Below are 19,746 nucleotides of genomic sequence, written 5' to 3'. Positions count from 1 at the left end.
CGGGGTCATCAAGACACGACTGGATCAGTCGTCCGCGCGGGTGAGAGAGCGCAGGCAGGGACGTAGCAGATCGATGATCTGTTCTGGAGGGGTGTCACGGAGGACGTCGAATTTGAGGAAATGCCGGCTGACGGCCACGCCGATAAGAGTGGCGCTGATCAGTGCGGCCCGCACGTCGGCGTCGTCGGCGGGGATGGCGTCGCTGAGTTGCGCCCGGTAGCGGGCGGCTCCTTCGATCGCGGCTTCGGAGGCTCCGGCGTGGGTGAGCATCGAGCGCAGGACGGCCAGTGACGCGATCGGTTCGTTGACCAGCGAGTCGGCGATCTGGGCGAGTATCTGTTCGGCGACCTCTTCCGGGGTTCCGCCGACGGGTCGGACGGGTCCGGCCTGAGTGGCGCGATGGAAGAGTTCTTCCTTGGAGCCGAAATAGTGCATGACCAGGCCGCCGTCCACTTCCGCGGCGCCGGCGATCGCCCGGATGGTGGTCTGGTCGTATCCCGATTCGGCGAACAGGCGGCCTGCCGCAGCGAGGATCCGCGCCTCGGTGGCGCGGCGTTGCTCCGCCCGTGACAGGCGTGGTCTGGGCTCGCTCACGGGTTGATTCTACGGGCGTTGACCGCTCCTTGATTTCGTTCTACATTCGTTCAATCAACACGCGTTCAATGAACGGAGGCCCCATGGGTCTGCCAACCCCACAGGACGTCATCGCGCGCAGACGAAGCCTGGTCCTGGAGCACGACATGGACGGCTTCGCTGAGCTGTTCGCCCCCGATGGGGTGATCGAGATGCCCTTCGCACCGCCGGGCATGCCCAGGCGGATCGAGGGCCGCGAGGCGATCCGCGACTTCTCGGCGGCGGCCACGATCTCGCTGCTACGAGTCGAGGACATGTGGACCACGCAGGTTTACCAGACCACCGATCCCGAAGTGCTCATCGTCGAACTTGAGGCCAAGGCGGTGGTGACCACGACAGGTGCCCCGTTCCAGGCCACGTCCGTGCAGGTGTTCCGGATCCGCGACGGCAGGATCCTGCTGTTCCGCGACTACTGGAACCCGCAAGGCCTGGCCGAGGCCCTGAACTCCTGACCCGACCCGCCCAACGCCGAGCCAGCCCGTCAAGCTCTACGAGCGCGTTCCGCCGTCAGCGGGGTTTCCCGGCGTCGGCGCCGAGCAGGTCGAGCAGCCGAAGTTGGCGGATACCGACCGAAGAATGATCTTCGTGGAGGCAGGCGCGCCGAGAACAAGTCCGCCGGTGGGAATGACCGACCGTCCGGCGCACAGAAAGTCAATCGCGGTCGTGCCACAGCCGACGGGGGCCGCACGTAGGTCTTGAAGGCGGGTGGTGTCCACACCGAACACCTCGGTCCCGGCGACCTTCGAACGACCCACGTGCGAAAACAAGGTCGGCCGACCTTCACCCTCGCAGAGGCTCAAGCGCCTTCCCGCCGCTGTGCGAGAACTCCACACGCCACAACGAGCACGACGCCCCGCCGGTTGACCGGCGGGGCGTTCGCGGTCTCCACTCACCCAGAAAATCCAGAAAAATCAGGATTCGCCGGTGTTCATGGTTTCCAGGATGTTGTGCTGGGTCAGGGATTCGCCTTCGAGGATGGCCGCCACCCTGCCCCGGTAGAAGACCGCCACCCGGTCACACAGGGAGGCCAGCTCCTCCACGTCGGTCGAGCAGAGCATCGTGACGGTCCCCGTCTGGGTGGCCGAACGGATCAGCGTGTGCATCTCGGCCTTGGCGCCCACGTCGACGCCCCGGGTCGGGTCGTCGAGCAGCAGCACGGAGGGGTCGGCGTCGAGCCACTTGGCGAGCACGACCTTCTGCTGGTTGCCGCCGGAGAGCAGGCCGGTGCGCTGGTCGACGCTGGAACAGCGCAGGCTCATCCGTTCGCCGTGGTCACGGGCCCGGGTGCGCAGGGCCGTACGGCGCAGGAAGAGTCCGTCGCGGTTGAGGGCCACGGCCCGCACCTGGGCGATGTTCTCCCAGATGGGCTTGTCCAGCATGAGGCCGAACCTGCGGCGGTCGCCGGAGACGACGGCGACGCCCGCCGCGATGCTGCGGCGCAGCCCGTTGGGGGCGCGGCGTCCTGAGGGGAGCCGCACCTCGCCGCTGTCTGCTCTGCGCAGGCCCGCGACCAGTTCGAGCGTCGCCTGGTGTCCGGAGCCGGCCAGGCCCGCCAGGCCGAGGATCTCCCCGGGCCGTACGGTCAGCGACACGTCGGACAGCGCGCCCTGCGATCCGGCGTTCACGATCCTCAGCTCGCCACCGGCCGTCTCCTGAGGGGCCGTGAGCGTCACCTTCTCCTGGACCTGAACGGTCTTGTCCCCCAGCATGGCCGTGACCACCTCGGCCATGGACAGCGACTTCCTGTCCTGGGCCTCCATGACGACCTGGCCGTTGCGCAGGACGGTGATGACGTCGCTGAGCGCCATGACCTCTTCGAGGATGTGCGAGACGAAGACGACGCCGACCTGGTGTTCGCGCAGGACCCGTACGACGTTCAGCAGCCGGTCGGCGCTGGCCTGTTCGAGCGCGGAGGTCGGCTCGTCCAGGATCAGGACGCGCGGCTTGGTCAGCAGCGCCCTGGCGATCTCGACGAGCTGGCGCTGCGCCAGGGAGAGGTCGCCGAGCCTGGTCCTGACCGGGACGTTCAGGCCGAGCTGGTCGAGCACCGGGGCGGCGGCCTCCGCCATGGCCCTGCGGTCGAGGAAGGGTCCTCTGCGCGGACCGGTCACCGGGTAGAGGTTGGCCAGGATGTCCAGGTCGGGGAAGAGGTTGAGCTCCTGGGACACGACGGCGACGCCGTGCCGCGCGGCGTCGCCGGTGTTGCGGAAGCGCACCTGCTTGCCGTTGAGGGTGATACCGCCCCGGTCGGGGGTCACCGCACCGGACATGATCTTGATCAGCGTCGACTTGCCCGCGCCGTTCTCACCGAGGAGGGCGTGGACGGAGCCCGCCTCGATGTGAATGCCCGCGTCCTTGAGGGCGACGACGCCCCCGTACGTCTTGCCGATGTTCCTGGCCTCCAGGATCGCCATGGTGTGCGCTCCTCCTACTGCGGATGCTGCGGGCTGACTGTCGGGGAGAGGGGTACGGCGGGGCGGCCGGGCCGAAAGAGCGGGGTGGCCGACCGCCCCGCGGAATCAGTTGGCCTGTCCGATGGGCTTGAGGTAGGTGTTCGGGTCGGCGAGCTGCTTGTCCACGACCGCCTTGAAGTAGGCGGCCCGGCTGGTCTCGTCGGTCTGCCGCTTGATGATCTCGTCCACGTTGTCCTTGTTCACGACCAGCGTGCCGGGGTTCCACCAGCCGGTCGGCACCGGCTTGCCGGTCCGCTTGCTGTCGATGAGCAGGCGCATCGCGATGTAGCCCTTGAGCCAGTGCTCGGGCGAGGAGAGCGCGAACAGCTGGCCCTTCTTGACGGCCTGCAGCGCCTCCGGCGGGATGTCCGCCGAGCCCGCGAGGAAGTCGCGGCCGGTCTGCTGCTTGATCAGCGGCAGCGAGACGCCGTCCTGGCCGCCGACGCCGAGGAAGGCGATGGCCTTCGGGTTGGCCTTGACGATGCCCTGCCAGGCGTTGAAGTTGTCGGTCGGCTCGGACTTGGCGTCGAACGGGCCCTTGATCGTCAGCTTGGGACGCTTGGCCTTGATGACCGAGACGAGCCCCTCGATGCGCTGGTTGAGCAGCTGGAGGCCGGGGATGTCGTTGCCGATCACGACGTCGCCGGTGGCGTCCTCGGGCACGTGCTTGATGAACTCCTCACCGAGCGCGACGCCCAGCTCGGTGTTGCTGTTGCCGACGAAGAGGCCGACCTTGGTCCCGGGCGGGGGCGCGGTGTCCACGGCGGCCATCGGGATGTTCTGGTCGGTCGCCTGGTTGATCGGCCGGACGAACAGGTCGGGGGTGAGGGTCTCCAGGCCGATGCCGTCGGGGGAGTTCCTGATCGCGGACTGGAAGAGCTGGACCTGGGCGGGGCCGTTGACCCCGACGGGGGCGGCCTGGTTGAGGGTGACGTTGCCGTCCTGGTCGGCGGCGGCCTTTGCGCCGAACGCCATCTCCTGGAACGGGTTCTGGGTGGACGTGGCGTAGATGAAGCCCATCTTCAGGGGCTTCTTGGCGTCCCCTCCCCCGCTCGCGCCCGCCGTCTCCTGCGAACCGGACGAGCCGGACGGGCCAGAGGAACAGGCCGTGAGCGCGATGGCCGAGGCGGTGAGAATCGACAGGGCGGTGAACGTACGGCGGCGTCGCCTCGGTCCAGCGGTCATGGGTTGGCTCCTCTTAATTTCTATTTTTATGGGATAAATCAGGTTTCTCCGGATAGCCGAGTTCGGCTCACCGGGTTTTGTTAGAGGTGGATGGAACAGTCCCCACAGGCCGTTCCCCGCGGGTCCCCGCAGGTCGAAGGGCCTACAGGCCGAGCGCCTCGTCCTTGCGCCTGCGGCGCCTGCGCAGCAGGCTGTCCAGCGAGACGGCCAGCAGGATCACCGCGCCGGTGGCGAAGGAGCTCCAGTTGACCGGGATGTTGAAGTACTGCAGGCCGCTGCCGACCACGGCCAGCAGGATCGCGCCGAAGATCGCGCCGACCACCGTCGCCGTGCCGCCGCGCAGCGGGGTTCCGCCGATGACGGCCGCCGCGATCGCCTGCAGCTCGAACCCGGTGCCGATGTTGGGGTCACCGGAGGTGAAGAAGGCCAGGCCGAGGGCGGCGGCCACACCCGCGAGCAGGCCGACCAGCACCAGGACCTGCATCCTGACCCGGTTGGCCGAGATGCCGGAGAAGGTGGCGGCGTCGGGGTTGGAGCCGATGGAGCGCACCCGGTAGCCGAAGGAGGTGAAGCGCAGCACGACCGTGAGCACGATCGCGAAGATGATCAGCACCCACACGCTCGTGTAGACGCCGAAGATCTTGCCGCCCAGGATCGTGAAGAAGGAGTCCTCGACCGGCATGCCGGTCACCTGCTGGCCCTCGCTCAGGGCCAGGGACAGTCCTCGGTAGACCGACAGGGTCGCCAGCGTCGCCACGATGGTCGGGATGCCGATGTACTGCACGACGAGCGCGTTCACCAGGCCGAGGACGCCGCCGAGCACGACGCCGAGCAGCCCCGCCAGCCACGGGGAGAGCCCCTGGTTGATCAGCAGGCCCATGCTGATGAGTGACAGGCCGAACATCGAGCCGACCGAGAGGTCGATCTCCCGCATGGAGATCAGGAAGGCCATGCCTCCGGCGAGCAGGCCGACGTAGACCGACGCCTGCAGGGTGTCGAGCAGCTGCGCGGCCGACAAGAAGTCCGGGTGCAGGATGCCGATGACGACGACCAGCGCGATCGTCGCGACCAGCACGCTCATGGACTCCATCGCGGGAACGCGGCGCGCCAGGGCGGCAAGTCCACCGCCAGGACGCTCCCCCGGAACATCCGGGGCGTCCAGCGCGGGCGTCCCCTTAGTTCCGACATCGTCGACACTCACGGCGTCCCTCCGTCTCTTGTCGTGGTACCGGACTTCCGCTAAGGCTCCCGGACAGGGAGGTGAACGTACTTGACCCTGAGTGACCACTCCTTGTCTTTCGCTCACCCTGTCCCTCTCCGGCGAGGTGCGCGGAGCTTACCCGTGGTTAGCGTGACTGTCATCGCGCCTGGCGTGACTCAAGAAGGACATAGAGGTGAGCACACTCGTGAACCCCTTGGAAGGCCCCTTGAAAGACAGGGTCGCCCTGGTCACCGGAGGTGGCTCGGGCATCGGTGAGGCGATCTGCAGGCGCCTCGACGCGGACGGGGCGACCGTGGTCGTGCTCGACCGGGTGAGGTCGGCGGCGGAGCTGACCGCGGGGACGCTTCGTAAGTCCCACGCGCTGGTCGCCGACGTGTCCGACTCGGCCTCGGTCGACGCGGCGGTCGCCGAGGTGGCCGCCACCCACGGCCGTCTGGACATTCTGGTCAACAACGCCGGGGTACGCGGCGGGCAGGAGGCCGAGGACGCCTTCGCCAGGCTCGACACCCGTCTCGACGAGCTGCGGACCGACGGCACCGCGGCCACCACGGTCGACGCCACCGTGAGCATCTCCGACGAGGCCTGGCGGGACATGATCGCCGTACACCTCGACGGCACGTTCTACTGCACCAGGGCCGCGCTGCGGGTCATGACCGGGCAGCGCTCCGGGGTGGTCGTCAACGTCTCCTCGATCTGCGGCCTCACCGGCTGCGAGCACCTGCCGCACTACTCGGCGGCCAAGGGCGGCATCCAGGCCCTGACCAGGGCCGTGGCCCGCGACGTCGCGCCGTACGGCATCCGCGTCAACTGCGTGGCGCCCGGCTACATCGAGACCCCGCTCGGGTCGGTCATCGGCGGGCGGATGCGCGCCGACCTTGAGGAGCGCATCGCCCTCGGCCGGTTCGGACTGCCCAGGGAGATCGCCGACACGGTGGCCTTCCTCGCCGGGGAGGGCGGGAGCTACTTCACCGGCCAGACGCTCAGCCCCAACGGCGGCCTGGTGATCGCATGACCCGACTCCAGGCCGACGTGATCGTGGTCGGCGCCGGTTCCGCCGGGTCCGTGCTCGCGCGCAGGCTCGCCGACGCGGGGGCGAGCGTGCTGCTCGTCGAGGCCGGGCCGCAGGGACGCTTCCCCGCGGTCGACGACCCGACGCGGATGCACGAGCTGTGGGACTCCCCCCTCGACTGGGGTTACCGTACGGTCCCGCAGCGGCACGCCCACGGCCGCCGGCTGCACCTGCCGCGCGGCAGGGCCGTCGGCGGGTCGCACAACCTGAACGCCATGATCTGGGTGCGGGGCAACCCGGCCGACTACGACGACTGGGCCGCCAGGGGCAACCCGGGGTGGGCGTGGGAGGACGTGCGGCCGGTCTTCGCCAGGATCGAGGCCGTCGACTCGGCGCAGAGCCGGCCGCGTGGCCCGCTGCACATCCTGACCGGCTACGAGCCCTCGGCCGCCCACCTGGCGATCGTCGAGGCCGCCCAGCAGGCCGGGCTGCCGTTCAACCCCGACTACAACGGGGCGTCGCAGGACGGCGTCTCCTTCATGCAGTTCACCATCCAGGACCACCGCAGGCTGACGACCGCGGACGCCTATCTCGGGCCGCTGGCCGGGCGTGACGGGTTCACCCTGGTCTCCGGCGCGCACGTCCACCGGCTGCTGTTCGAGGGCGAGCGCTGTGTCGGCGTCGAGTGGGAGCGCGACGGCGTGCTCGAACGGGGTCTGGCCGGGCACGAGGTCGTGCTGAGCGCCGGGGCCATCGGCTCGCCGGAGATCCTGCTGCGTTCGGGCATCGGCGACGCCGGGGAGCTGGGCGCGCACGGCATCGCCGTACTGGCCGACCTGCCCGGGGTCGGGCGCAACCTCCAGGACCACTGGCTGGTCCCGGTGATCGCCGGGATGGAGCGGCAGCTTCCCGTCTCGCACGGGCTGCCGCGCACCCAGAGCCATCTGTTCTGGCGCAGCAGGCCCGATCTGGCGGTGCCCGACCTGCAGCCGCTGCACTTCGACGCGCCGTTGTACGAGCGGTGGATGGAGGGGCCGCCGGACGGCGTCTCGCTCATGGCCGGTCTGGTCCGCCCGGCCAGTCACGGCGACATCCGGCTCTCCGGCCCCTCGCCGGCGGACCCGCTGCTCATCGACCCCAACGTGCTCTCCGCGCACGCCGACGTCGAGGCGCTGGCGGCGGCCGTACGGCTGTGCCAGGAGATCGCGGCGGCTCCCGCGCTGCGGGAGGACCTGGGGGCCTACGAGCTCTACCCGGGGGCGCTGGCCGACACCACCGAGGGGCTGTACGCCTACATCAGGGAGAGCGTGGTCACCTACCACCACCAGTCGGGCACCTGCAAGATGGGGGTGGACGAGGCGGCGGTGGTCGATCCGAGGCTGCGGGTCCACGGCGTCACCGGGCTGCGGGTCGCGGACGCCTCGATCATGCCCGCGGTGACGACGGGCAACACGAACGCCCCGGCCATCATGATCGCGGAGCGGGCCGCGGAGTTCATGACCTCCTGAGGGAGTGTCCCGGCGGCGGTCGCCCGCCGCCGGGACGCGTCACTTGTCCTCGCCGGTCTCCCTGACCTCGGCGTGGTCGAGGTCGATGTCGTAGGTCACCGGGAACAGGCGCCGCAGGGCCGTGTCGACCCCTCCGCCGGGGTTGATCTCGAACACCACCTTCTTGCCGCCCCTGGTGATGTCCCTGACCTCCTTGACGACGTGTTCGTGGCTCTGGTCCGTGTGGTCACCCGACCTGCGGACCGCCTCGGGAACCCATGTGTTCTCGTCCTCCCGCGCCACCGCGACCTCCTCGACCCGGTATGGGATATGTCACCCGCAACCAGGCTAACTCCGGCGACCGCTCAGTGGCCCCGGACGGCGAAGGCCAGGAACTGGGTGATCTCACTTTCGTCGAAGTTGTCGTCGGAGCCGACGACCAGGACGCGTTCGCCGGAGGCCAGGCGCGGCCCCCAGCCCAGGCTCTCCAGGTTCTGCACCGTCGCCCCGCCGGCGTTGAAGTCGTGGACCAGGCGCTTGGTGACGGCCCGGTACGGCGCGCCGCCGGTCAGGCTGTCCCTGCCCAGCACGTTCGTCGCGCCGCGCAGGTCGATCTCGTACAGCTTGACCCGGTAGCCGACGCCCTCGATCCAGAACCGTTCGAGGGACAGCAGCCGGTCGTCGTCGACGGCCAGGATCTCCGAGACGCCGCCGTCGTACCTGCCGGTCTCCGGGACGGGGGCGGCGGGCAGCCGGTCGATCGGGTAGGCGTACTGCGCGCGGGTCCTGCCGTTCCTGTCCCACACGGTGATGCGGGAGAGCGCGCCGCGCTCGGTCGTCATGATGTCGCCGTCCTCGAAGCGGGGTCCCTCGACGATGGCCGCGATGCCGTGGGGGGTGAAGGTCAGGCCCTCGAACCCGGCGTTGTGGCGGGGGCCCGAGGTGGTGTTCGTCATCGTGAGGTTGCCGGGGATCGGCAGGCCGCCGCGGTCGTGGCCGCCCCGGTCGACCCAGCGCAGCGACATCTGGACGACCGGGTTGCCCGTGGTGCCCTCCCTCGGCCTGTCCCCCTCGCTGCTCCACAGGATCCTGCGGCTCCACGGGTCGAAGCGGATGGCCTCCGGGTCGGCGGCCTCGGGCTGACCGTAGCCGGGGTAGGGCGTCCCGTCGGGGCGCAGGAGGGTGGTGACCCCGGTGATGCTCACGCCCTCGAAGCGCCGGGTGAGCGGATTGATGTCGATCTTTCCGGTGTAGTAGCGGGCGGGGTTGTAGCGCGCCCGGTCGTCGGAGATGAAGTACCACGTTCCGGTGAGCGGATCGCGGTCGATGCCGGACAGGCCACCGACGACGGTCCCCTGGAACTGGGCCCTGTGCGGCAGGTCCCGCTCACCGAGGAAGTGGGTGATGCGGATCCCGTCGGCGGGCGCCGCCGCCGCGGGCTGCGCCTGGACGGTTCCCAGCCCGGCCATCATCACGACCGCGAGGAGGGCTCGCGTCATTGTTCGCCGATTCTTCATGCGTTTCTCCGAATCCCGAAAATGCCTCATACAGAACTGGCGGAGACATGAGACCGCGAAACGCGACGACTGTCCACGGAAATCGGAATCCGGGTGTACGGCTGGCCGGAGGAGGCCACGGAGAACCCGGCAGAACACGCGTCGAATCACTTTCCCGGCGACGGCGGAGGCCGTTATTCACCTGGTCAGCGACCCAACAAGGGCCACAAACCCCTCAAATGCGAAGAAAACTCAAGAACAGAAAAAAGGGCCGATAAATGTATATTTATCAGCCCTTTTCTAAGGTGAGCGAGACTCAGACCTGCTCCACCTGTTCCCGGGAATCCGCCGGAGACCCGGCCCCCTCCATGACGGGTGTCGCGATCGGGCGCAACAGGGCCCAGGCGATGAACGCGGCGGCCACCGAACCGACGGCGCCGACGATCATGCCCGAGGACATCGCGTTGACGAAGGCCGCCTTGGCCGCGCTCGCCAGCGACGGGTCGCCGAGGGAGAGCGCGACGGCGATCGACTCCTTGGCCGGAGCGGGCGCTCCCTCCGGCATGCCCGAGGAGTAGGCCGCGGCCAGGACGCTGCCGAGCAGGGCGACGCTGAGCGCGCCACCGGTCTGCTGGACGGTGTCGTTGAGCGCCGAGCCGATGCCCGCCCGGTCCGGCGGCACCGCGCTCATCAGCGAGGCGTAGGCCGCGGGCCCGACCAGTCCGCCGCCGACGCCCATCACCATCAGGCCGCAGATGAACAGGCCGTAGCCGCTGTCCGGCGTCAGCCGGGTGAGCACCACGAAGCCCGCCGCGAACACCAGCATGCCCGCCGTCACCAGGGTGCGGTTGGACAGCTTCTTGCCCAGCGTCGCGCCCAGGCCGTTGAAGACGATGGCCGCGATCATGTAGGGGATGAGCGCCAGGCTCGCCTGGAGGACCCCGTACCCCAGGACGAACTGCAGGTACTGGGTGAGCATCAGCAGCAGGCCGCCCGCGGAGAAGGCCAGCAGCACGATCGAGAAGCTGGCGCCGCTGAAGTTGCGCTCACGCCAGAGCCCGAGCGGCAGCATGGCGTGCGGGTTGCGCCGCTCCCAGAGGAAGAAGACGGTCAGCAGCACGATGGCGGCCAGCCCGGAGGCCAGCACGGCGGGCGAGGTCCAGCCCCGTTCGGGCACCGAGATGATCATCCAGACCAGGGCGACCATGCCCGCGGTCGACAGCACCGCCCCGAGGAGGTCGATGGGCCTGGCCTGCCCGCGGGACTCCGGCATGAGCAGCAGCGCCGCGGCGATCGCGATCACGCTGATCGGGACGTTGACCAGGAAGACCGAGCCCCACCAGTAGTGGTCGAGCAGGAAGCCGCCGAGCGAGGGCCCGGCGATCCCGCCGGCCATGAGCACCGAGCTCCAGGCCGCGATGGCCTTGCGCTGCTCGGACTGGTCGAAGACGTTCATGATGATGGACAGGGTGCTCGGCATGAGGAACGATCCGCCGAACCCCATCAGCGCCCGGCAGGCGATGAGCTGGGCGGGGTTCTGGGCGAACGTCGCGATCAGCGAGGCCCCGCCGAACAGCGCCAGGCCGATGACCAGGAAGCGCCGCCTGCCGTAGCGGTCGGACAGGGCGCCGACCGTGAGCAGCACACCGGCGAAGGCCAGCATGTAGGCGTTGATGATCCACTGGATGTCCGCCGGGGTCGCGCCGAGCTCCCGCATGAGGGAGGGGATGGCGAGGTTGAGGATGCCGTTGTCGACGACCAGCACGAGCAGGCTCAGGCAGAGGACACCGAGGATCAACCACCGTCTTGGGTGGGGGGACGACATGACTACTCCATGACTCGTACGGTGTTCGAGACCTTTCTCGCACACCGTACTATAGAACTCGCACATCGTGCGAGTTCTTAATCGACGCCCTTTCCCGCTCCCTTCCGATGGGGGTTTCCGGCCGGTGCGGCGCGCGGCCACTGCACCGGCCGGAAGTTCACATCACGACATGTCACCGCACGTCAGGACGACTTTCGGCGTGTGTCGCGGTCCGGCCAGCACCAGGAGGACCAGGGGCCTCCACAGGAGCGGCGCCTCACCGGCCCGTCCCCTCTTCGAGCACCGGCAGGGCGGCCCAGCCGTCCGGGGAGGCGGGCGCGCCGTCGTGGACCACGTAGTGGTGGGGGGCCATCGCCGCCATCCGTCCCGACAGCCTCCCCACGCAGGCGGTGTGGACCTCGACCGGCGAGACGGGCCCGGCGAGGTGGCACACCAGCCGCCCGCCGTCCTCGGTCACGTGGAAGGGACGGTCCCCGACCGCGTCGCGGACGAGCCGCTCGACCTCGGGCAGGTGGACCCAGCACGCGTCGATCGTCGTCCACCCCTCCCCCCGTTCCAGGGGAACGACCCCAGTCAGCCCGGACACCTCGGACAGCGGCACGTCCCGGTCCGCCGCCTCGATGAGCAGCCGTGCGATCCCCTCGCCGAACGCCTCGGCGTCCGCGCGCGGCAGGCAGCGCGGGTCGGCCCAGAGGGTGAAGTCCACCTCCCCCTCGACGGTGCGCACCCACAGTGAGACGCGGGTCGGCATCGTCGCCTCGGGCAGCCAGTGGGAGCGCACGTCCTGCTCGTACTCCTCGGTACGGCCCGCCCGGCGCCCCTGGCCGTGGACGCTCATGTCGTTGAAGACGATGTCCCTGGCGAAGAAGACCCCCCTCGACCGCTGCACCTCCTCCATGACCTGGATGAGCGCGTCGGAGTCGAACCGGCTGTTCTGGTAGGCGGCCAGCGCCGCCGCCCTGGTACGCCGCAGCACACCGTCGAACGTGGGCTCGTCGAGGTCGATCGGGACCAGGGCGTCCTGGGCGAGCGGGCCGACGTAGTCCCGCAGTTCGGGACGGAACCGGTTGCCCGAGATCGCCAGGGCGACGGCCGTACGCTGTCCCGACCGCAGCCCGGCGAGCAGGGTGTAGGCGGCGAGCACGGCGGCCGAGCGGCTGACGCCGGTACGGGCCCCGATCCGTCCCAGCGCCCGGGCCGCCACCGTCGAACGCACCTGCAACCTGGGCATCAGCCAGTCGTTGTCGCCGTCGTCCACGGAGGCGGTGAAGGTCGAGCGGGGAATCCGCTCCAGGTTGGTCCGCCAGTACTCGATGGCGGCCTGCGCCCGCTTGAGGCTCGCCGGGCTCCGCTCCGTCCACGCCACGTCGAGCGGCTGGGGGGCGGTGACGGGCTCCGGGGTCTCCCCGAACAGCAGGCGGTTCAGCTCCACCCGCAGCAGGCTCAGCCCCACGGCGTCAACCGTGGTGTGCGTGAGCACCAGGATGACGCGCTCGGGCACCCCGTCGGAGAGGGTCACCGCCGCCCGCACGGGAAGCTCCCCCTCCGGGTCGAACCGTACGGCCTGCAGCCTGGCGGCAACCTCGTCGGCGAGGTCGGCGGAGCCCTGTGAATCGTGCACCCCGATGACCAGTTCGCCCTCGCCCGCGACGTGCTGGAGGCCGTCGCGGAACGTGGTGCGCAGCGACTCGTGCCGGGAGATGAGCAGGACCACGGCCGCGACCACGTCGTCGAGCGTCTTCCCCGGCGGGACGGTGAGCACGAAACCGTAGTTCATGTGTTCCGGCGGGTCGGTGAGCACGCAGCGGATCATGTTGGCCTGACCGGAGGTCGGCAGCCCGCTGGCCGTGCGCCCGCCCTGGAAACGGACCACGAGCCCGGCGGGGCTGCCGGGCAGGGCCTCGGCGACCTGCCCGCCCGCGCTCATCGGGCGCTCTTCGGCCGCAGGTCGGTCCACACCTGTTCGATGTGCTCCAGGCACTCCTGTCTACTGCCCGAGGTCCCGTCCGGCCGCCAGCCTCCGGGGAGGGGGCGTTCGGCGGGCCAGATCGAGTACTGCTCCTCGTGGTTGACCACGACTTGGTAGGTCACGGGGGGATGCTCCTTGCTGTGGTTGTGCGGAAAAGCCGCCGCCGGACCGGGCGGCGGCCTTTCCGTGGATGGGGTCCCGGCCGGTCAGGAGGCCCCTTGGGCGAGGCGGGCGACCTCCTCGTCGGAGAGCCCGGCGATCTCCGCCAGGAGCAGTTCCTCGACGAGACCGGCCAGACCGGCGACCGTGCTGTTCTCGAACATCGCCCGGATCGGGATGTCGATGTCGGTGATGGCCCTGATCCGCGCGATGACGCGGGTGGCCAGGAGCGAGTGACCGCCGATGGCGAAGAAGTCGTCGAGCGCGCCGACCTCCGCGGCGCCGAGCACCTCACAGAAGACCTCGGCGACCAGCTGCTCGGCGTCGGTCCTCGGCGGCACCGAGGGGGCGCGCCGGTCGATGGACGGCGCGGGCAGCGCCTTCCTGTCCACCTTCCCGTTGCGGGTCAGGGGCAGCTCGCCGAGCGTCACCCACACGGAGGGGACCAGGTAGGACGGCAGGCTCCCGGCGAGGAAGCCGGGCAGCTCGGCCACCGGGTCCGCGCCTCCGTCCTCAGCCACCACGACGTAGCCGACGAGGGTGTCCTCCACCGCGGTGACCACGGCCTGCCGTACGGCGGGGTGGGCCAGCAGGCGCGCCTCGACCTCGCCCGGCTCGACCCGGAAACCGCGCACCTTGATCTGGTCGTCGATCCGGCCGAGGAACTCCAGGTTCCCGTCGGGACGCCAGCGGGCGCGGTCGCCGGTGCGGTAGAGGCGCTCACCCGGCGCGCCGTACGGGTCGGGCACGAAGCGCTCGGCGGTCAGGCCGGGGCGCCGCAGGTAGCCCCTGGCCAGGCCCGAGCCGCCAAGGCACAGCTCGCCGGGGGCGCCGGGCGGCACGAGCGAGCCGTCCTCGGCGAGGATCGCGGCGTGGACGCCGCCGATGGGCCGCCCGATGGGGGGCCGCTCTCCCGCCTCCCCCACGCGCGCGCCCGGCCCGGCGATCTCGGCGGCGGTCGCGATGATCGTCGCCTCGGTCGGGCCGTAGGTGTTGACCAGGCGCACCCGGTCGCCGAAGCGTTCGCGCCACCTGGCGACCGCGTCGGCCTTCAGCTCCTCCCCGCCCAGGATGACCAGCCGCAGCGCGGGCGGCCAGGCGATCTCGTCGATCTGGCCGACCAGGTGGTGCCAGTACGCCGTGGGCAGGTCGAGCACGGTCACCCTGCTCCCCTCCGGCGTGGCGAGCAGGTCGGGCAGGGTCACCGCGCCCTCGGGCAGCAGTTCGAGGCGCGCCCCCGCCGCCAGCGCCGGGTAGATCTCCTCGGCGTGGGTGTCGAAGCTCAGGGTCGCGAACTGCACGACCCGGTCGTCGGGGCCGAGGCCGTACTCCCCCGTCATCCAGGCGACCCGGGCGGCCAGGCCGTCGTGTTCGACGAGCACGCCCTTCGGCGTCCCCGAGGAGCCCGAGGTGTAGATCACGTAGGCGACCCCCTCGGCCGCGACGCCCTCGATCTCCTCCTCGACGAAGGCGCGCCGCTCCTCGGGCAGCGCCGGGTCGAGCGGCAGGTAGGCGGCGCCCGCACGCCAGGCCCCGAGCAGCGCCGCGACGCCCTCCGGGGTGCGGTCGACCGGGACGACGGCGATCCGTCCCCTCTCGAAGCCCGCGGCGGCCTTCTCCGCGAGTTCGTCCAGCTCGTGGTAGGTGACGACCCGTCCGGCGCAGCCGAAGGCCGGGGCGTCCCCGCGCTCCCGCACGGCCCGCGCGAGCAGTTCGGGCACCGGCACCGGGGCGGTCAGCGCCGGTCCGCGCGAGGCGGTGGCGAGGAAGGCCTCGTCGGCCTCGGTGAGCATGGGCAGCTCGGACAGGCGCCGGTCGGGGTCGGCGATGATCCCGCGCAGCAGGGTCTCCAGGCGGGTGGCGTACGCCTCGGCGGTCGCCCGTTCGAACAGCGTCGTGTCGTACTCAAGCTCGACGTACAGGTCCCCGGCGTCGTGCCAGGCCTCAAGCATCAGGTCGAACTTGGCCTGCGCGCGGCCCCCGGAGAACTGGCCCGCCGACAGCCCGGGGAAGGGCTTGGGCACCCGCCCGGAGTTCTCCGTGTGCAGGACCGCCATCGTCTGGAAGACGGGGGTGCGGGTCAGGTCGCGTTCGATCTGGAGTGAGCCGACGAGTTCCTCGAACGGCAGCCCCTGGTTGGCGAAGGCGTCGAGCACGGTCGCGCGGGTCGCGGCGAGGAACTCGGTGAACGTCGGGTCGCCCGACAGGTCGCCGCGCAGCACCGGGACGTCGGTGATGTAGCCGATGACCGACTCCAGCTCGACGGTGTCCCTGCCCGCGTTCGAGGTGCCGACCAGGATGTCGTCCTGGCCACTGTGCCGGGACAGCAGGACCTGGTAGGCGGCCAGCAGGGTCATGAACAGCGTCGCGCCCCTGCGGCGGCCCATCGCGACGAGCGCGTCCGCCTCCGCCGGGTCGAGCCTGAAGCCCACGACGGCGCCGTGCCTGGTGCCGCCGACCGCGTGCGGCCGGTCGGTCGGCAGGGCCAGCGGGGTCGGGTCGGCCAGCTGGGCGCTCCAGTAGTCGAACAGCTTCGAGGAGTCCCGCCCGCGCTGCCACACGACCAGATCGCCGAACTGCAGCGGCACCGGGGGCAGCGAGCCTCCCGAGTACAGCACGGCCAGTTCGTCGCGCAGGATGTTCAGCGACCAGCCGTCACCGAGGATGTGGTGGGCGACCACGCACAGGACGTGGTCGTCGGGGCCCTGCTCGATGAGCGTGACCCGCACGGCCGGTTCCCCGGTGAGGTCGAAGGGGGTGTTCACCCGCTCGGGGACGAGTGTCGTCGCGTCCCCCTTGAGGTGTTCGATCTCCACCGGCCTCGGCGGGTCGATCACCACGACCGGCTGGCCGTCCACCTCGGGGAACCGGGTGCGCAAGGTCTCGTGGCGGGCGACGACCCCGTCGAAGGCCCTGCCGAGCGCCTCGACGTCGAGGGAACCGGTCAGCCGCAGGACGAGGTTGATGTTGAAGGCGGCGTTGCCCGCGGGGTCGAACCGGTTGAGGAACCACAGCCGCTCCTGCCCGGGCGACAGCGGCGGCGTCATCCCCGCGGGGCGCGGGACGGGCACGTCGCCGAGGCCGGTGTCCTCGGTGTCCAGCAGTTCGGCGAGCGCCGCGACCGTCGGCCTGGTGAACACCTCCCGCACCGGGACGCGCACCGGCAGCCGGGCGGTGACCATGGTGGCCAGCAGGGAGTGGCCTCCGAGGGCGAAGAAGTCGTCGTGCGCGCCGACCGTCTCGCGCCCCAGCACCTCGGCGAACACCTCGGCGACCAGCCGCTCGTTCGGGGTGCGCGGCGGCGTCGTGTCCGCGGTGGTCAGCTCCCGCATGGCCCCGGTCAGGATCGCCGGCAGCGCCTTGCGGTCGACCTTGCCGTTGGGGGTCAGCGGCAGTTCTTCCAGGACGACGAACGACTGCGGCACCAGGTAGCCGGGAAGCTGGGCGGCCATGTGCTCGCGCAGGGCGCCGGTGCCCGGCAGATCGGGTGCGACGACGACGGCGACCAGGGTCTCCTCGTGCACCGTGGCCACGGCCTGCCGTACGGCGGGGTGGGTCTCCAGGACGGCCTCGACCTCGCCGAGCTCGATCCGGTGACCGCGTAGTTTGACCTGGTTGTCGGTCCTGCCGAGGAACTCGATCGTCCCGTCCGGCAGCCAGCGGCCCACGTCCCCGGTGCGGTAGAGGCGCTCCCCCGGCCCGCCGTACGGGTCGGGCACGAAGCGTTCGGCGGTGAGGGCGGGCCTGCCGAGGTAACCGTCGGCGACGCCGAGGCCGCCGATGAACAGCTCGCCCGGCACGCCGAGCGGCGCCAGGCCGCCCGCGGGGTCGAGGATGTGCACGGTGTTCCCGGCGATCGGCCGCCCGATCACGATCTCGTACGGTTCCACGGGGATGTCCCACGTGGTGGAGTAGATCGCCGTCTCGGTCGGGCCGTAGCCGTTGATCAGGCGGTTCGTCCTGGACCGCAGTTCCCTGGCCAGTTGCGGCGGGATCGGCTCCCCGGCGGTCACGCCCGTGACCTTCGGCAGGTCGCCCGTCAGCAGGACGCGCCAGCCGGACGGCGTCGCCTGGACGTGGGTGACCCCGGCCCTGCGGGCCAGTTCGGCGACCGCGGTGCCGTCCCTGGCGTCCTCGGCGACGACGACCCTGCCCCCGGTGACCAGCGGGAGGTACAGCTCGATGGCGGAGATGTCGAAGGCGATCGAGGTGAGGGCGAGCCAGGCGTGCTCGGGGCGGGCTCCGACCAGGGAGCCGATGGCCAGCAGCGTGTTGGCCAGCGCGGAGTGCGGTACGGCCACGCCCTTCGGACGGCCGGTCGAGCCGGAGGTGTAGAGCACGTAGGCGGTGTCGTCCAGGTGGGGACGGGGCAGGGTGACGGCCGGGTCCGCCGGGGGCAGGTCGAGAAGGTCGTCGTCGGTGAGGACGAGCGCGGCGCCGGAGTCCTCGGTCACGTAGTCCACCCGCGCCTGCGGGTAGGCGGGGTCGACGGGCAGGTAGGCCGCGCCGGACAGGGTGACGCCGAGCAGCGCGACCAGTGTGCCGGGGCCCCTGCGCACCCTGACCGCGACCAGCGACCCCCTGCCGACGCCTGCCTCGCGCAGCCGTACGGCCAGCGCGGTCGCCCTCGCGCAGAGTTCGGCGTAGGTGAGGCCGGGGCCGTTCTCCGCGGTGACGGCGACGGCGTCGGGCCGGGCGGCCACCTGGGTGAGGAACATGTCGGCCAGCGTCTCGCTCGGCCGTTCCGCGGGGTTCGCCCTGTCCAGCAGCCACCGGCGTTCCCCGTCGGGCAGGATGTCCAGGGTGCCGACGGGCGTGTGCGGCGCGTCGAGCGCGGCGGCGAGCAGGACGGGCAGCCGGGCGGCGAGCCGTTCCGCGCTCTCCCGGTCGAACAGGTCGGTGCTGTAGACGAGGGAGCCGGACAGGCCTCCGTCGGGCAGCGGCCACAGGTCGAGGGACAGGTCGGTCCTGGCGGCGGCCCAGCCGGGCGGGAAGGACTCCTCGCGCAGGCCGGGCAGCGGGCCCTCGCTCACCTCGCCGCTCTGGGTGTGCAGGGCGAAGATCGTCTGGAACAGCGGGGTCCTGCTGGCGTCGCGTTCGAGGCCGAGTTCGCCGAGCAGCCGTTCGAGCGGCACGTCGGAGGCGCCCATGGCCTGGATGACGGTCCTGCGGGTGCGCCTGAGCGCCTCGTCGAAGGACGGCTCGTCCGACAGGTCGGCCCGCAGCATGAGCATCCTGGACAGGAAGCCGATCATCGGTTCCAGCTCGGTGCTGTCGCGGCCCGCGACGGGGGTGCCGACGCAGAAGTCCGTCTGGCCGCTGTGCCGTGACAGGAGCACCTGGTAGGCGGTCAGCAGCACCATGAACGGCGTGGCCCGCCGGGCGCGGGCGAACTCCGAGACCCGCGCGACCAGCTCCGGGGGCAGGCCGAAGACCAGTTCGGCGCCGTCGCCGCTGCGTTGCGGGGGGCGCTTCCTGTCGGTGGGGAGGTCGAGCGCGGGGACGCCCGACAGGCGAGCGGCCCACTCGGTCACGTCGGCCTCGTCCTGTCTGGCGCGCTGTTCACGGACGTGCTCGCCGTACTGCAGGGCCAGCGGCGGCAGGGGGTCGCGGCCCGCGTAGTGGTGGGCCAGTTCGTCGCGCAGCACGATGACCGAGGCGCCGTCGGCGATGATGTGGTGCAGTGTCACGGCCAGGACGTGGTCCTGCGCGCCGAGGCGGACGAGTGAGGCCCGCACCGGCGGCGCCGCGGACAGGTCGAAGGGGGCGTTGGCCCGTTCGGCGACGATCCGCCTGGCCTCCTCCTCCGAGCCGGCCTCGAACCGGTCGATCGTCACGGTCCCGGCGGGCAGGACCACGGCGGCGGGCCTGCCGTCGATCTCGTCGAAGCGGGTGCGCAGGGTCTCGTGCCTGCGTACGACCGCCGCGAAGGCGGCTTCGAGGGCGGGGACGTCGAGTTCGCCCTGTAGCCGGTAGGCGTGGCAGGTGTTGTAGGAGTGGTCGCGGGGGTCGAAGCGGTGAAGGAACCAGAGCCGTTCCTGCCCGTAGGAGAGCGGCTGGATCTGTTCCATGGCTTACCACCCAACTATGACGCACTTACTGGAAAGTTTACTTACAATTGCCGAGACGGCGACAGTGAACCACGCGTTGCTGGAGCGTTACAAGCCCCCTTTTTGCAGGGCTTTCTCTCTCTACGCTGGTGTGCCGCATTGACGAATCGGCGCCAAATTTAAAGACACTTTCAAGTAAGAACGCCTTTTGACAGCGACGAGGGCGCCCCCGGGGAATATGACTCCCCCGGGAACGCC

13 protein-coding genes are annotated in these 19,746 nt (G+C 70.7%); 3 read left to right on the top strand and 10 right to left on the bottom strand.

Annotated elements, in window-relative coordinates; translation table 11 throughout:
• Nucleotides 1-24: 24 nt before the first annotated feature.
• Complete coding sequence (locus ABT340_RS11390) at nucleotides 25-594, bottom strand: TetR/AcrR family transcriptional regulator (RefSeq protein ID WP_352010595.1); 570 nt, start codon at nucleotides 592-594, stop codon at nucleotides 25-27.
• Nucleotides 595-677: 83 nt separating this feature from the next.
• Here ABT340_RS11390 and ABT340_RS11385 point away from each other — a divergent pair, with 83 nt between their 5' ends.
• Nucleotides 678-1,085, top strand: coding sequence for a nuclear transport factor 2 family protein (locus tag ABT340_RS11385; protein WP_352010594.1), 408 nt, complete (start codon nucleotides 678-680; stop codon nucleotides 1,083-1,085).
• A gap of 459 nt (nucleotides 1,086-1,544) precedes the next feature.
• On the opposite strand, the gene ABT340_RS11380 is transcribed toward ABT340_RS11385, so the two are convergent.
• The 3 genes from ABT340_RS11380 to ABT340_RS11370 form a co-directional block, all read right to left on the bottom strand.
• Nucleotides 1,545-3,047, bottom strand: coding sequence for a sugar ABC transporter ATP-binding protein (locus ABT340_RS11380; RefSeq protein ID WP_352010593.1), 1,503 nt, complete (start codon nucleotides 3,045-3,047; stop codon nucleotides 1,545-1,547).
• 105 nt (nucleotides 3,048-3,152) lie between these two features.
• Entirely contained in the window at nucleotides 3,153-4,271 is a 1,119-nt protein-coding gene (locus ABT340_RS11375) for a sugar ABC transporter substrate-binding protein (protein WP_352010592.1), read from the bottom strand.
• Between the two features lie 142 nt (nucleotides 4,272-4,413).
• Entirely contained in the window at nucleotides 4,414-5,472 is a 1,059-nt protein-coding gene (locus tag ABT340_RS11370) for an ABC transporter permease (RefSeq protein WP_352010591.1), read from the bottom strand.
• A gap of 226 nt (nucleotides 5,473-5,698) precedes the next feature.
• Between ABT340_RS11370 and ABT340_RS11365 the strand changes: the two genes are divergently transcribed.
• Together ABT340_RS11365 and ABT340_RS11360 are read left to right on the top strand one after the other, a co-directional pair.
• A complete protein-coding gene (locus ABT340_RS11365; protein ID WP_352010590.1) occupies nucleotides 5,699-6,505 on the top strand; it encodes an SDR family NAD(P)-dependent oxidoreductase in 807 nt (268 codons plus the stop codon).
• Nucleotides 6,502-8,010, top strand: coding sequence for a GMC family oxidoreductase (locus ABT340_RS11360; RefSeq protein ID WP_352010589.1), 1,509 nt, complete (start codon nucleotides 6,502-6,504; stop codon nucleotides 8,008-8,010). Before ABT340_RS11365 ends, ABT340_RS11360 begins: the two co-directional genes overlap by 4 nt.
• 39 nt (nucleotides 8,011-8,049) lie before the next feature.
• Here ABT340_RS11360 and ABT340_RS11355 read toward each other — a convergent pair whose 3' ends face one another.
• From ABT340_RS11355 to ABT340_RS11330, 6 genes are all read right to left on the bottom strand, one after another.
• On the bottom strand, nucleotides 8,050-8,292 hold the full coding sequence (locus ABT340_RS11355; RefSeq protein WP_352010588.1) for a hypothetical protein: 243 nt from the start codon (nucleotides 8,290-8,292) through the stop codon (nucleotides 8,050-8,052).
• A 62-nt stretch (nucleotides 8,293-8,354) separates the two neighbouring features.
• Complete coding sequence (locus tag ABT340_RS11350; protein ID WP_352010587.1) at nucleotides 8,355-9,488, bottom strand: esterase-like activity of phytase family protein; 1,134 nt, start codon at nucleotides 9,486-9,488, stop codon at nucleotides 8,355-8,357.
• A 313-nt stretch (nucleotides 9,489-9,801) separates the two neighbouring features.
• Entirely contained in the window at nucleotides 9,802-11,355 is a 1,554-nt protein-coding gene (locus tag ABT340_RS11345; protein WP_386187654.1) for an MFS transporter, read from the bottom strand.
• A 211-nt stretch (nucleotides 11,356-11,566) separates the two neighbouring features.
• Nucleotides 11,567-13,237, bottom strand: coding sequence for a condensation domain-containing protein (locus ABT340_RS11340; protein ID WP_352010585.1), 1,671 nt, complete (start codon nucleotides 13,235-13,237; stop codon nucleotides 11,567-11,569).
• Nucleotides 13,234-13,401, bottom strand: a complete 168-nt coding sequence (locus ABT340_RS11335; RefSeq protein ID WP_502992477.1) for an MbtH family protein — start codon at nucleotides 13,399-13,401, stop codon at nucleotides 13,234-13,236. The genes ABT340_RS11340 and ABT340_RS11335 overlap by 4 nt, the downstream gene beginning before the upstream one ends.
• An 84-nt stretch (nucleotides 13,402-13,485) precedes the next feature.
• The gene (locus ABT340_RS11330; protein WP_352010584.1) at nucleotides 13,486-19,509 is read right to left on the bottom strand and encodes a non-ribosomal peptide synthetase; all 6,024 of its coding nucleotides are present in this window, start codon (nucleotides 19,507-19,509) and stop codon (nucleotides 13,486-13,488) included.
• Nucleotides 19,510-19,746 lie beyond the last annotated feature (237 nt).

This window comes from Streptosporangium sp. NPDC000239, from assembly GCF_040300765.1.
Taxonomy (GTDB): Bacteria; Actinomycetota; Actinomycetes; order Streptosporangiales; family Streptosporangiaceae; genus Streptosporangium.
The sequence above is the reverse complement of the archived record's forward strand: the minus strand, read 5'-3'. Positions and strand labels throughout refer to the sequence as shown.